We start from the raw sequence: 13,256 nt of genomic DNA, 5'->3' as shown, positions 1-13,256 counted from the left end.
CAGCCAGGACCCCCACCATGCCCCGCCTGCTGATAATGCACACCGGCGGCACCATCGGCATGCAGCCCTCCCCCCGAGGCTATGTGCCGGCGGCCGGCTTTTCCGGGCGCCTGGCCAGGCACCTGAATGGCCAGGCCCCGGATGCCCTGCCCGCCTACCGACTCATCGAACTGGCGCCGCTGATCGACAGCGCCGATATCGCCCCGGCCGACTGGAACCGCATCGTCGCGGCGCTGGCCGAGCATTGGCACGAATACGACGCCTTCATCGTGCTGCACGGCACCGACACCCTGGCCTACACCGCCTCGGCGCTGTCATTCATGCTCGGCCCCCTCGACAAGCCCGTGGTGCTCACCGGCGCACAGATTCCGCTCGGCGAACCGCGCAGCGATGCCGTCAACAACCTCACCACCGCCCTACTGGTGGCAGCCGACCCCGCCGTCCCCCGGGAAGTCAGCATTGTCTTCCACGACCGGCTGTTACGCGGCAACCGGGCGCGCAAGGTACGCAGCCAGGGGTTCGATGCCTTCGACTCCCCGGATGCTCCGTGGCTTGGCGAGGCCGGCATCCACCTGAGCCTGCATCCCCATCGGGCCCTGCCGCCCGGCACCCCGGACTTCACGCAGCGTCACTTCGCCTCGGGCGCGGTAGCCATGCTGCCCGTGCACCCTGGGCTGTCGAAATCGCTGCTGGATGCAATGCTGGCAGAGCCGGCGCTCAAGGGGCTGGTGCTGCTGACCTATGGCGTGGGCAACCCCCCAGGCCTGGGGGGCGCGCTGATCGACCGGCTGACGCGGGCCGCCCAGTCAGGCATCGCGATACTCAATGTCAGCCAGTGCCTGCAGGGCCGAGTGGTGCAGGGCACCTATGCCACCGGCGCGGCGCTGCATGTCGCGGGCGTGATCGCCGGCCAGGACCTGACCCCGGAGGCAGCGCTGACCAAGCTTCAGGTGCTGATCGCCGATGGCCTGCAGGGCGAGGAGCTGCGGTCGGCCCTGGCCACCCCGCTGCGCGGGGAGATGGCTGCGCAGTGACCTGACCGATTGCCCCCGGGAGTTCACCACTTGCAGCCCCTCGCCGGGCCTACCTAGAGTGAAGGCGAAGCGTCACCATGGAGAGAGACGACATGAAACCTGCTTGGCAACTGCTCGGGATCGCCACCTTGCTCCTCCTGCTGCTTGGCAGCCAGTCGAGCCTGGCGGAGGACGGCGCCAACGGCAACGACGCCGCCTCGGTGGAAGGACAACGTGCCAGTGAAGCCGACCCCGACCTGCAGAGCGCCCCCGACCCCGCCGACCAGGCACGGGTGGAGACCCGCGAGCAGTCCCCCTACGGGCGCTACCTGACCGATGCCGACGGCATGAGCCTCTATCTGTTCGCCAACGATCAGCCAGGGGCCGACAACAGCACCTGCGACCAGACCTGTGCCATCGCCTGGCCGCCCTACGCCACCCAGGAAGAGCCCCAGGCCGGCGAACACCTGGATGCCGACCTGCTGGGTACCATCGAGCGCGAGGATGGCAGCCGCCAGGTGACCTATGACGGCTGGCCGCTCTACTACTTCTCCGGCGACAAGGCTGCCGGCGATGCCCTCGGCCAGGATGTCATCCACCTGGGCGCCGCCTGGTACCTGCTGTCGCCCGACGGAGCGCGCATCGAGGCGGGGGAGCGCGCCGAGGCATCGCCCTAGCCCGCCCGGGGGGCGGCGCTATCGCCCGAACCGACGCAGCGCCCGCCGGCCATGGCCGGGACGGGCCCGGTGCAGGGCCTCGCGGCCGGCGCGGCGGCCCACCACCCGGACGACCCCGACCAGCACACCGGTGGCTGCCCCCCATAGCAGGGCCTGGCGCCAGCCCACCTCCGGCTCGTCGGGATTCGCCGGAGGGGCGTCGCCGACCTCGTGCCGATAGGCCTTGTCGGCGGCCCTGCGGGCCATCACGCCGGCGGCCACCGCCGCGGCGGAGCCGACCAGGGACCAGAGGGTATCCTGCTTCATCGTTACCTCGCTTGCCGAGACATGGTCCTGCCGCAGGAGGCGGCGTCGGCCGCCTCCTGCGGCCCTCGCTTCATGCTAGCCGACCCCGCGCCGGAAGACTTCCCCCGCTCGGCGGAGCCGCACGAAAAAAACCGCCCCGGTCAACGGGGCGGCAACGCCTCTTCGCTCTGAAGACTGCCATCACGAAATTGCGCGAGCCACCCGGGGTGGCTCGCAATGAGCCTTACCAGGTGGACGCCTCGTCGTCTTCACCTTCCTCAGGCTCATCCCACTCTTCCTCTTCCTCCTCGTACTCCTGGCCGGCGCCGTCATCGGAGCCAGAGGTTTCCCACTCCGGCTTCTCCTGCTCCTCGTTCTCGTACTCGGTGCTGGTGCCGCTCGTGCCGGCATTGTCACCGGAGGAACCCATGGCTTCACCGGAACCGCTGGACTCTTCCTGCTCCGTGGTGGTGGTGGGCTCGTACTCCTCGTCACCGGCGCCGAAGGCCAGCGGGCTGGCGATCAGGCCGAAGGACACACCGAGGATGCCGAGCTTCTTGAGAGATTCCCTGGACATCATGTTCACACCTCCATCGCATCGTGGACTGGCGAGATAGGAAAGCCGCTTGGCTTTGCGTCCCGGCCGGTGACGCCCCTGTGGTGCAAGCGGTTCATGCCGGCCGTCACTCACCCAGAAGAGTGCACCCGTCGGGCCAGGATGCCGGGCAATGAAATATAATTTTTTAATTTCAGATACTTAACACAGACCCTCATGCCAGCGCATGCGGCCCCTCCAGGGCCTATCGGTGGCGAGATCTGGCACATGGTCCCCGGCCGCACACCCACCGGAAGGCGCTCGTCCCCTGCCCGGGAGGGGCATAACGCGCTACGCTCCTCTCGACCACCCCGCCGCAAGGAGCCCTCATGGACAGCGCGCTGCTCTCGCCACGCCCGACGGCAAGGGACACGACCGCCAGGACCGGGAGGCGAACCCCATGATCCCGATGCTGGACGACCTCTCCCTCGGCATGGCCTTCGCGCTGTTCGGCGGCTGCGCCCTGGTGATCGGTGTCGTGGGGACCCGGCTGACCGGGATCGTCGACGACCTGGCGGATCGCACCGGCCTCGGCGAGGCCATCGCCGGCGCGGTGCTGCTGGGCATGGCCACTTCCCTCTCGGGCATGGTGGTGTCGGTCTCGGCGGCACTGGCCGACCGCCCGACCCTGGCGATGAGCAACGCCCTGGGCGGCATCGCCGTGCAGACGCTGTTCCTTACCATCGCCGACATCACCCACCGGCGCGCCAACCTGGAACACGCCGCCGCCTCGCTCGGCAACCTGATGCAGGCAGGCCTGCTGCTGTGCCTGCTGTCGCTGGTACTGGTCGGGCGCTTCGCCCCCGAATGGACCCTGTGGCAGGTACACCCCATCACCCCGCTGCTGCTGATCGGTTACCTGTTCGGCCTGCGCCTGGTGGACCGCAGCCGCGACAACCCCATGTGGCGCCCCGCCCAGACCCGCGAGACCGAGCCCGACGTGCCCGACGAGCAGGCCATGAGGCGCTCGGCGACACGGCTGTGGCTCTCCTTCGCGGCCCTGGCGGCGATGCTCGGCATCAGCGGCTGGCTGCTGGAGCGAAGTGCCGCGGTGATCGCCGACCAGACCGGCCTGGGCCAGTCGGTGGTGGGGGCGCTGATGACGGCGGTGGTGACCTCGCTGCCGGAGCTGGTCACCTCGGTGGCGGCGGTGCGGCGGGGCGCCCTGACCCTGGCCGTGGCGGGCATCATCGGCGGCAACGCCTTCGACACCCTGTTCGTCGCAGCCTCGGACATCGCCTACCGGGGCGGTTCGGTCTACCACGCCATTCCCGACACGGTCGCACTGTGGGTCGCGCTATCCATGCTGATGACCGGCATCCTGTTGGTCGGGATGATCCATCGCGAACGGCAGGGGCCGGCACGTATCGGCTTCGAGAGCGTCGGCATCATCGCCTGCTACCTCGCAGGAGCGCTCACCCTGTTGCTGGCCCCTTGACGTCGAGCCCCGACAGCAGATTCTGACGACCATGGCCGCCGCAACGCACCCTCGTGACCGGGAACGTCACCGCCGACCGGCCAGCCTGTGATCGCTGCGACGACGCTGTGACCTCGCGTCGAGCCATGCGAACAGGTAACCGCGCGGCGCATCGACCCCGGTGACGACATAGCGAAGCGTGTAGGGATTATGGAGTGTCGCTTGCAGTATCGGCTTCACCCAGTGCACACCGCAGAACAGCAGCTCGTCGCCGCCCTCGAGCGGAAAATCCCTGTCTGGCAACATGATCGACCGGCCTTCCCGGCGAACGGCGAGCGCTTCGCACGGCAGCGCATCAGGGAAGGCGCGGGCATCGCGGCACAGCGCACCAAGCGTAATCATGCCGTCGCTGTCGAGATATCGGGTCACGGCCGGGGCCTCCCCCGGAATCAGCCTCACCGACCACAGGTGGGGAGGTTCCGCGCCCACGGTCGCCTGCAGACGGGCCACCACGGCTTCCGTCCGGGACGGCTCGCGCTCCGCGAGCCAGTCGATCAGCTCCTGGACCAGGGGCGAGATCAGCAGCTTCAGGATACGACGCGCCGTGGTCAGGCTGGGCTGCAGGACCAGGTCAGCCCGCGCGGCATCGAACGCGACCTGGTTCTCATGGCTGTTCTGGCGGACGATGCGAAACACCGCCGGATTGAGCTCCGTCACGGACAACAGCGTACTGAGATTGTCGGCATCGCAATCCGTCGCGACGACGATCCCGGCCGCATCGTCAATCCCCGCGGTCACCAGGGCCGCATGATCGGCGTGCGCCCGGACCAGAACCGTATCCTCTCCGTCCCCCTGGGCGTCCACGTCGGGATCGATGATACGCAAGCCGACGCCATGGGCGCCGAGATAGCGATGAACCCAGTACCCCATTCGTCCGTATCCGCACAGAATCCAGTTGCCCCGCGGGGCCTTCAAGGGGGCCCCGAGTGCGACGCCCCGTGCGCCCACGAACCAGGCATTGAGATTGTGCAGTTCGGGGCGTGCTATCGCCCAGTAGAGGAGCTGGGCGAAGATCTCGAACGGGTCGACGACCGTGACATTGTCCAGCGCCCGCAGATTGGCCTCATGGCGGGCAGAGGTCGAACGACAGACGACCCGAAGCCCCGGGTTGAGGTGCCGTGCCATCACCGCGATCTTGAGGTTGACGTCGTTATTGTTGGTCAGCGCCACCAGCGCCTGGCAAGCAGGGTGCTCTACCCCCGCGGCCAACAGGTGTTTCGGCGCGCTGGCATCGGCGTGAAGTCCCGGCATCGGCACCGTGTAGTCACGCACCCCCAGCGCCTTGATGCGTTCCGGGTCGGCATCGAGGATCACCGCCCGCATGCGGTGGTCACTCAGGCCCCGGGCGAGCAGGCTGCCGGCATCACCGAAGCCACAGAGAATGACGAAGGGCTCCGCGTTGCGTTCGACCTTGCGGGCGAAACGAAAGCCATCCATGGCCTGGATGAAGTAGGGATTCTGGACCAGATGGATCAGGGAGCCGATCGCATAGAACCACGCAATGACGCCGGTATAGAGGCAGAGGATCGTCCACAGTCGCTGCTCCTCGCTGAAGCCGTTCGGCAATTCACCGAAGCCGGTGGTGGTCGCCGTATAGGTGAAGAAATAGAAGGCATGGAAGAGGTTCATGCGGGTCGCCTCACCATCGACGACCTGGCCCGGCATCAAGGCCATGCCGATGATGCCCACCGAATAGACGAACAGCAGAGCGAACAGCGGCCGACGCATATAGCGCAGGACGATCATTGCCACGCGGTCGAGATCGGAGGTCGGCGTCACGCGTTCATCCCCCTGTGCCTGTGCCGGACCCCGGCTGCGACTGAACCGACCCGCACACCCTGCTAGCGCCGGGCAAGCAGCGTATCGCCGACCAGGATCACCGTCGCAACGATGTTCGCGACCAGCGCGCCTGTGGCGATCGAGACGATATCGGCCATGTCGTCAGGTGCCGTTGCGTCTCCGCCACCGGGCTCCGCGACGATCCAGACGACGCGCGCGGTGATCAGCAGGAAGCCGGCCACCAGTCCGGATGCCAACAGCAATGCCCCGGTCTGGGAGCGATCCCCCAGCTTGAGGCCGATGGCGACCAGGTTGACGATGATGGTCAAGGTGAGAATCCACACATTGTGATGGGCGGCCGTCTCGATACTACCCAGAACGAACGCGGCATTCAGGCTCAGAGTGAGAATGATGAAAAAACCGAATACGACGCGTTCGAGATTCATGGGCCTGCTCCTGGCCGGGACGCGCCGTCAGTATAGGCATGAGCCCCGGTGGCCGCGAATGCTGCCAGGGAGCGCCGATCACCGCCACGCTGGCATGGAGCGGTGACGCCAGCAGCGTCCCGACATTCAAGAACACTGTTCACAAAATAGGGAAACTGGGCTTTAATATTGGGCAGGAAGACCCGACATCTGTAACAATGAGCTTATAACGTTCTGATTCATCGTGAGGCCCGGTGATGGCACGCCCCCTCTGCCTGCTCTTCGATTGTGACGGCACCCTGGTCGACAGCGAGCCGCTGCTCGCCGACGAGATGTCGTCCTGCCTGACCGACGCTGGCCTGCCCTTCCAGGCCAGCGACTACATGGGAGAGTTCCGCGGGGCCCGTTTTCGCCACATCGTCGCCGAACTGGAGCGCCGCCACGGCAGTGTGGACCCGGCGCGGCTCGACACCCTCGAGAGCCGCATGCGCGCCAACCTCAACCGGCGCCTGGCCAGCGAACTGATCGCGATCGCGGGCGCCACCGAGGCCCTGGCCGCCCTCGCCGGCCATCCCATGGGGGTCGTCTCCAACGGCCCGGAGAACAAGATCCGCACCTCGCTTGCGGCCACCGGGCTCGCCGAGGTGTTCGGCAATCGCCTGTTCAGCGCCTACACGGCCAACTGCTGGAAGCCCGACCCCTGCCTGTTCCGCCATGCCGCCAGCCTGATGGGCTTCGCGCCCGAGGAGTGCGTGGTCATCGACGATGCCCTGGTGGGCGTCAGGGGCGCCCTGGCGGCCGGCATGACGGTGATCCACCTCAACCGCTTTCCCGACGTCGAGGAGACGCCGGCCGGCGCCATCATGATCAGCAACATGTTCCAGCTGCCCACGGTGATCGGCCACCTGGAGACTGGGCGTGCCCTGGCCGCCCACGCCTGATATCCACACCCCCTTCCCGACAGACCGCCTGTGGACAGGTTCTTCCACGGATGCAGCCACCCGACGGCGGGGCTATCATCGCCCGGACACTCTCGAACGCGAGGAGCTCCACATGGCAACCCTGAAGGACCAGCTCGGCGGGCTGGTCTACTCCACCGAACATGGCGATACCTGCCCGGAGTGCCGCCGGCCCCTGGCCGAGTGCGCGTGTGCCGAGCAGGCCGAAAAGGCCCGCCTGGCCGAACTGGACGGCATCGTGCGCATCCGCCGCGAGACCAGCGGCCGCAAGGGCAAGGGCGTGACCACCCTCGAGGGTATCCCGCTGCCCGAGGCCGAGCTCAAGGCCCTGGCCAAGGCGCTCAAGAAGCGCTGCGGCACCGGCGGGGCGGTCAAGGAGGGCGTCGTCGAGATCCAGGGCGACCACCGCGAGCTGCTCAAGGGCGAGCTCGAGAAGCGCGGCTACCGGGTCAGGCTGGCCGGCGGCTGAGGCCCCGGGGTGCCCCCCTTCCAGCATCCCGCACAGGGCGCCCAGGGTCTCGGCCGGGGCCTGGACCTTGAGCGCATAGAGGTCATCGGCCCGGGTACGGCCGAGATTGAGACAGGCGATGGGCTGGCCCTCCCGGGCCGCCGCCCGGGCGAAGCGGAAGCCCGAGAAGACCATCAGCGAGGAGCCCACCACCAGCAGCGCATCGCTCTGGGCCTGCAGGGCGAAGGCGGCCTCCACGGTGGCGCGCGGCACGCTGTCGCCGAAGAACACCACGTCGGGCTTGTAGATACCGTCGCCGCAGCGCGTGCACCCGGGCACCCGGAACCCCGAGAAGTCGGCCTCCAGGTCGGCGTCGCCGTCCGGAGCCGCCCGGGCCCCGGCCTCCAGCCAGCGGGGGTTGCGGGCGGCCAGTTCGGCATGCAGGTCATGGCGCATGCGCCGGGCACCGCAGCCCATGCAGCGCACCATGTCGGCGCGGCCGTGCAGGTCGATCACCCGCCGCGAGCCGGCCCGCTGGTGCAGGCCATCGACGTTCTGGGTGATCACGCCGTTCACGTGGCCCAACGCCTCGAGGCGCGCCAGGGCCTCGTGGGCTGCATTGGGCCTGGCCTCCTGCAGGGCACGAAAACCCACCAGGGCCCGTGCCCAGTAGCGCTGGCGCGCCGCATGGCTGGCCATGAACACCTGGTGCTGCATCGGCGGCGGGCGCTTCCAGTCGCCGCGGTCGTCGCGATAGTCGGGGATGCCGCTGGCGGTGCTGATGCCGGCGCCGGTGAGCACCGCCAGGCGCGGGTACCGCGCAACGAAGGCGGCGAGCGCCTCGAGGTCATGGGCCGGTGTCGCTGTCGTCGCCTGTCTCACGCCTGCCTCCTCATGCCCCATCGCTCGCCCCTCGCCTGCCACGCCGAAAGAGCATGGCCCCGCGAGGGGGAGGTTGTCTAGAATGGGCGCTCCCCCTCAGGGCAAGGAATCCCGATGGCCTGGCTGGAATACCTGCTCCCGCTGATCTTCCTGTTCCCGCTGGCGGCCACCGCGGTGATCGTGGTGGCGCTGCGCAACCTGCACGATGCCCGGGTACGCTCGCCCTTCGACGCCCACCCGCTGCGCGAGCCGGGCCAGGCCCTGCGCGACCGCCTCGACCGCGCCTTCGCCGGGCTCTTCCTCGACGGCGCCCTGGGCCCCATCGTCACCCTGGCGCCGCTGGTCTACGGCATGGGCCGCATGCTCTTCTCCAGCGAACAGGACTGGATCGAGTGGGCGCTCTACGGCGCGCTCTGCACCCTGCTGGCGCTGGTGTTCTGCTTCCTGCTGATCCGCGACTTCCAGCGCATCCGCCGGCTGAAGCTGGGACTGGCCTGCGAGCTCGCCGTGGGCCAGGAGCTCGAGCGGCTGATCCGCCCCGAGGTTCACCCCTACTACGTCTTCCACGACGTGCCCGGCGATGGCTATACCATCGACCATGTGGCGGTCACCCCCCACGGCATCTTCGTGGTCGAGACCCGCGCCCGCACCCCCGCCATCACCCCCGGCGGCCGCGAGGTCAACCTGGTCGCCGTGGAGTCGGACCGCCTGCGCTTCCCGGGCTGGAGCGAGCGACGGCCGCTGCGCAAGACCCGCCAGGCCACGCGCTGGCTGACCGGCTGGCTCGAGCACCAGGTCGGCGGCCCGGTGCCGGTCAAGGGCGTGCTGGCCCTGCCCGGCTGGGAGATCGACGCCAGCCAGGCGCCGGACGACCTGCTGGTGGTGGGTGGCGGCGACCTGGCCCGGCGGCTCACCGCGACCCGGCTGGGCGAGGTCGACGACGCCACCCACGACGCCGTGATCACGGCCCTGCGCCATCGTGCCAGCCTGCTGGAGCTGCCGCCCCTGGAGGGCCCCTCGGTTTGATCAGTCGAAGGTGGCGATGCGCACCCGGGTCGCGCAGCGGCCGCGATCCTGGCGCACCAGGCTCTCGGCCGCCGGGAATGCCGCCAGGCGAGCGGCATCGATGCCAATGCGCACCTCGGTGAGCAGGCGATTGCCGCGCCCGCGGCACTCCAGGCGCAGTGCACGCCCCGTGTCCTCGCCGAAGGCCGCCTCGAAGGCATTGATCAGCGCATTGCGCCCCACCTCGCCGCCCTGGTTGAGGGTCACGAAGGCCGCGAAGGCACTGGCGTTGACCCTCTCCAGCAGTGCCACCGAGGCAGAGAAGTACCCCGCCTCGGGCAGCGCCAGGCAGGCGGCGTGCTTGGCATACTGGTAGCGGTCCAGGCAGCTGGCACGCCCCGGCATGGCGGCGTCCAGCGCCTCCCCCAGCGCCGCCGGCAGGTCGAGGGGCGGATGGGCGCGGCAGAAGCTGCCGTCGGGCCGCGGCGTCTCGAGGAAACAGCCCTCGCGCCACCAGCGGCGCCGGTCGACGCCACGCGCGGCGAAGCGCTCGGGCAGCGAGGGCCAGAGGCCATGCAGCACGAAGCCCCGCTCGGCCCCCTCGCGCAGGTCCGGCTCACGGCACTCCCGGGGCGGGCGCGAGCGGCTCGCGCAGAAGCCGGGGTGCCAGGTCAGCGCCAGGGTGTAGTGGTCGAAGCCCTCGCCCGGCAGCCCCTCGAGGGGTTCCTGTGCCAGCGCGAGGCTGGCCAGCAGGGCCGCCGCCAGGCCCAGCAGCGGCCGGCACCAGGCGCGCATGCTCAATCCCCCCGCAGCCGGCCGCCCATCTCCTGGGCGAGGTCAACGGCATAGTGGTCGGTCATGCCGCCGATGAAGTCGAGCATCCGCCGGTAGCTGTCGTAGAGGCTCCAGGAGGGGCGCGGCGTGTTCTCGCCGATCAGCGCCAGCACGCGCTGGTGCTTGAAGGTGGAGCGCCCATGGTGGTGCAACTCGTGGGCCGCCCCGATAAAGGCCTCGAGCAAGATGCCGAGAGTGGTATAGGCCCCGATCTCCAGCTTGGCCTTGCGCTCGTTCTGGAAGATCCGCTCCCGAGCCAGCTGCTTGGCCGCCTTCACGCCCCAGCCCAGGTCCGGATGGCAGAGTTCCAGCAGGTCATCCTTGAGGCGCCCGCCCAGCAGCTCGGCCTCGTGCTGCACGAACACCGCCCCCACGTCGTTCACCGCCCGCTCCATGGCCGCCCCGCGCAGCGCGGCGATGCGCCGCCTCTGGGAGACTCCGTGGCGCTGCATGGCGGCATAGTCGGTCGGCTCGCCGCCGGCGATCTGGATCAGGATCCCGGCCACCTCCTCGTAGCGCAGGATGCCCATCTCCAGGCCATCCTCCAGGTCAAGCAGCGCGTAGCAGATGTCGTCGGCGGCCTCCACCAGCCAGGCCAGCGGGTGGCGGCACCAGCGCCCCTCGCCGCGGGGCAGCAGGCCCAGCCGCTCGGCCACCTCGGCCAGCAGCTCGCGCTCGCTCTGGTAGCAGCCGAACTTGCCGGCCGCCCCGCCGTGCTCCACGGTCCAGGGGTACTTGAGCAGGGTGCCGAGCGTCGCCGTGGTCAGGCGCATGCCGCCGCGGAACTGGTTGTACTCCACCTGGGTGACGATGCGAAAGCCCTGGGCATTGCCCTCGTAGGTGAGCAGGTCCTGGCGCTCGGGGGCCGAGAGCCCCTCCAGCAGGCCGCTGCCATCGGCCGCGGCCCGGGCGAACCAGTCGCGGATGGCGTACTCGCCGGCATGGCCGAAGGGCGGGTTGCCGATGTCGTGGCCCAGGCAGGCGGCCTGGACGATCACCCCCAGGTCCGCCGGGGTGATCCAGTCGGGCAGGCGGCCGCTGAGCCGCTCGCCGACGATCATGCCCAGCGAGCGTCCCACGCAGCCCACCTCCAGGGAGTGGGTCAGGCGGGTGTGGATATGGTCGTTGTCGGTCAGCGGGTGGACCTGGGTCTTGCGCCCCAGTCGCCGGAAGGAACCGGCGAAGACGATGCGGTCGTGATCCTTGTGGAAGGGGCTGCGGCCGATCTCGTCGCGGCCCCCGCCGGGGCGCTCGCCGCGCCGGTCGTGCAGGCGCCCCGGGTCGAGCAGCCGCTCCCAGCTCATCTGCGTCATGGGCGTTCTCTCCTTGGATGGCCCATTCTGGCAGCCCCGGACGCCGTCGCCCAGCCCGGACGGCCTAGGCGAGGCGCCCCCTGACCAGCCAGGAGTAGACCAGGCCGGCGACGATCAGGGTGACGGCGAAGAGGTAGATGCCCACCGAGATGCCGCTGCTCCACAGGATGCTCCACTCCCCGCCCGAGATCGCCATGGCGCGGCGCAGGTTGAACTCCATCTGTCCGCCCAGCAGCAGGCCCAGCACCACCGGCACCGTGGGGATCTCCAGCTTGCGCAGCGCATAGCCCAGCACCCCGAAGCCCAGCATCATGTAGAGGTCGAAGGCGCTGTTGTTGAGCGAGTAGACGCCGACGAAGGCCACCATCACCACCATCGGCATCAGGAACCAGCCCGGCGCCAGCAGCACCCTGGCAAACAGGCTCACCAGCGGCACGTTGAGCACCAGCAGCACGAAGTTGCCGATCACCAGCGCCGCCACCAGCCCCCACACCATCTCCGGCTGCTGTTCGAAGAGCAGCGGCCCCGGGGTGATGTTCATCGACAGCAGCAGCGCCAGCAGGATCGCCGTGGTGCCGCTGCCGGGGATGCCCAGCGACAGCATGGGAATCAGCGCCCCGCCGGCGGCGGCGTTGTTGCCCGCCTCGGGCGCCGCCACGCCGCGCGGATCCCCCTCGCCGAAGCGACCGCCACGCCCGACCCAGCGCTTCTCGAGCATGTAGGCGAGGAAGCTGCCCAGCGCCGCACCCGCCCCGGGCAGCACCCCGGCCACGAAGCCGATCAGCGAGCCGCGGGCGATGGTCGGCGCGCAGTGGCCGGCGGAGCGCACGCCGGGCATCGCCGAGCCAAGCTTCAGGGTCGGGCGGCTGGTGCCGCGAATGTCCTCCAGGTAGATCAGGCACTCCGAGATGGCGAACAGCCCCACCAGGGCCACGATGAAGTCGATGCCGTCGTAGAGCTCGTAGAGCCCGAAGGTATAGCGCGGCACCCCGCTCACCGCATCGATGCCGACGCTGCCCAGCAGCAGCCCCAGGAAGGCCGCGATGAAGCTCTTGACCAGGCTGCCGCCGGTGACCCCGCCGATGGTGGCGAAGGCCAGCACGAACAGCGCGAAGTACTCCGCCGGGCCGAAGCGGATGGCAAACTGGACCAGCAGGGGGGCGAACAGCGCCAGCCCCAGGGTGGCCACCGCGGCGCCGACGAAGGAGGCCACCGCGGAGAGTCCCAGCGCCTCGCCGCCCCGCCCCTGCAGTGCCATGGGATAGCCGTCCAGAGTGGTCATCATGGCCGGCTCGTCGCCGGGGATATTGAGCACGATGGAACTGATGCGTCCGCCATACATGCAGCCGTAGTAGACGCTGACCAGCAGGATCAGCGCCCCCGTGGCCGGCAGGCCGAAGTTGAAGGAGAGCGGGATCATCAGCGCCACGCCGTTGACCGGCCCCAGGCCGGGCAGCGCGCCGATCAGGGTGCCGATGACACAGCCGATGAAGGCGAGGAAGAGGTTCTGGGGCTCCAGGGCCACGGCAAAGCCCTGGGCGAGGAAGGCGAGGATATCCATGTC

13 protein-coding genes and 1 pseudogene are annotated in these 13,256 nt (G+C 69.3%); 6 read left to right on the top strand and 8 right to left on the bottom strand.

Annotation, left to right across the window (positions count from 1 at the left end):
• Positions 1 to 17 precede the first annotated feature (17 nt).
• Both DFP85_RS02655 and DFP85_RS02650 read left to right on the top strand, forming a co-directional pair.
• The gene (locus DFP85_RS02655) at positions 18 to 1,034 is read left to right on the top strand and encodes an asparaginase domain-containing protein (protein WP_133634682.1); all 1,017 of its coding nucleotides are present in this window, start codon (positions 18 to 20) and stop codon (positions 1,032 to 1,034) included.
• 92 nt (positions 1,035 to 1,126) lie between these two features.
• Positions 1,127 to 1,690, top strand: coding sequence for a COG4315 family predicted lipoprotein (locus tag DFP85_RS02650; protein ID WP_166644578.1), 564 nt, complete (start codon positions 1,127 to 1,129; stop codon positions 1,688 to 1,690).
• Between the two features lie 18 nt (positions 1,691 to 1,708).
• Here DFP85_RS02650 and DFP85_RS02645 read toward each other — a convergent pair whose 3' ends face one another.
• On the bottom strand, positions 1,709 to 1,996 hold the full coding sequence (locus DFP85_RS02645) for a DUF4235 domain-containing protein (protein WP_133634677.1): 288 nt from the start codon (positions 1,994 to 1,996) through the stop codon (positions 1,709 to 1,711).
• 223 nt (positions 1,997 to 2,219) lie between these two features.
• Complete coding sequence (locus tag DFP85_RS02640) at positions 2,220 to 2,552, bottom strand: hypothetical protein (RefSeq protein ID WP_424955073.1); 333 nt, start codon at positions 2,550 to 2,552, stop codon at positions 2,220 to 2,222.
• A gap of 418 nt (positions 2,553 to 2,970) precedes the next feature.
• Here DFP85_RS02640 and DFP85_RS02635 point away from each other — a divergent pair, with 418 nt between their 5' ends.
• Positions 2,971 to 4,008, top strand: coding sequence for a sodium:calcium antiporter (locus DFP85_RS02635; RefSeq protein ID WP_166644577.1), 1,038 nt, complete (start codon positions 2,971 to 2,973; stop codon positions 4,006 to 4,008).
• Positions 4,009 to 4,074: 66 nt separating this feature from the next.
• Here DFP85_RS02635 and DFP85_RS02630 read toward each other — a convergent pair whose 3' ends face one another.
• Positions 4,075 to 5,826, bottom strand: a complete 1,752-nt coding sequence (locus DFP85_RS02630) for a potassium channel family protein (protein WP_133634673.1) — start codon at positions 5,824 to 5,826, stop codon at positions 4,075 to 4,077.
• Between the two features lie 62 nt (positions 5,827 to 5,888).
• Positions 5,889 to 6,272, bottom strand: a complete 384-nt coding sequence (locus DFP85_RS02625) for a DUF6394 family protein (protein WP_133634671.1) — start codon at positions 6,270 to 6,272, stop codon at positions 5,889 to 5,891.
• 236 nt (positions 6,273 to 6,508) lie between these two features.
• Here DFP85_RS02625 and DFP85_RS02620 point away from each other — a divergent pair, with 236 nt between their 5' ends.
• Both DFP85_RS02620 and DFP85_RS02615 read left to right on the top strand, forming a co-directional pair.
• Entirely contained in the window at positions 6,509 to 7,192 is a 684-nt protein-coding gene (locus tag DFP85_RS02620) for an HAD family hydrolase (protein WP_133634669.1), read from the top strand.
• A gap of 112 nt (positions 7,193 to 7,304) precedes the next feature.
• On the top strand, positions 7,305 to 7,679 hold the full coding sequence (locus DFP85_RS02615; protein ID WP_133634771.1) for a translation initiation factor Sui1: 375 nt from the start codon (positions 7,305 to 7,307) through the stop codon (positions 7,677 to 7,679).
• 21 nt (positions 7,680 to 7,700) lie between these two features.
• Here the strand turns inward: DFP85_RS02615 and DFP85_RS02610 are convergent.
• Positions 7,701 to 8,561: pseudogene (locus DFP85_RS02610) on the bottom strand (NAD-dependent protein deacetylase); the annotation flags it as partial.
• A gap of 93 nt (positions 8,562 to 8,654) precedes the next feature.
• On the opposite strand from DFP85_RS02610, the gene DFP85_RS02605 reads away from it, so the two are divergent.
• Positions 8,655 to 9,566, top strand: coding sequence for a nuclease-related domain-containing protein (locus tag DFP85_RS02605; RefSeq protein ID WP_133634668.1), 912 nt, complete (start codon positions 8,655 to 8,657; stop codon positions 9,564 to 9,566).
• On the opposite strand, the gene DFP85_RS02600 is transcribed toward DFP85_RS02605, so the two are convergent.
• The 3 genes from DFP85_RS02600 to DFP85_RS02590 all read right to left on the bottom strand — a co-directional run bounded on the left by DFP85_RS02600 (position 9,567) and on the right by DFP85_RS02590 (position 13,253).
• Positions 9,567 to 10,340, bottom strand: coding sequence for a ribonuclease T2 family protein (locus DFP85_RS02600; protein WP_133634665.1), 774 nt, complete (start codon positions 10,338 to 10,340; stop codon positions 9,567 to 9,569). It lies immediately after the preceding gene.
• 2 nt (positions 10,341 to 10,342) lie between these two features.
• Positions 10,343 to 11,692, bottom strand: coding sequence for a deoxyguanosinetriphosphate triphosphohydrolase (locus DFP85_RS02595; RefSeq protein WP_133634663.1), 1,350 nt, complete (start codon positions 11,690 to 11,692; stop codon positions 10,343 to 10,345).
• A gap of 64 nt (positions 11,693 to 11,756) precedes the next feature.
• A complete protein-coding gene (locus DFP85_RS02590) occupies positions 11,757 to 13,253 on the bottom strand; it encodes a tripartite tricarboxylate transporter permease (RefSeq protein WP_133634661.1) in 1,497 nt (498 codons plus the stop codon).
• Positions 13,254 to 13,256 lie beyond the last annotated feature (3 nt).

It is taken from the genome of Halomonas ventosae (assembly GCF_004363555.1).
GTDB lineage: Bacteria > Pseudomonadota > Gammaproteobacteria > Pseudomonadales > Halomonadaceae > Halomonas > Halomonas ventosae.
The sequence above is the reverse complement of the archived record's forward strand: the minus strand, read 5'-3'. Positions and strand labels throughout refer to the sequence as shown.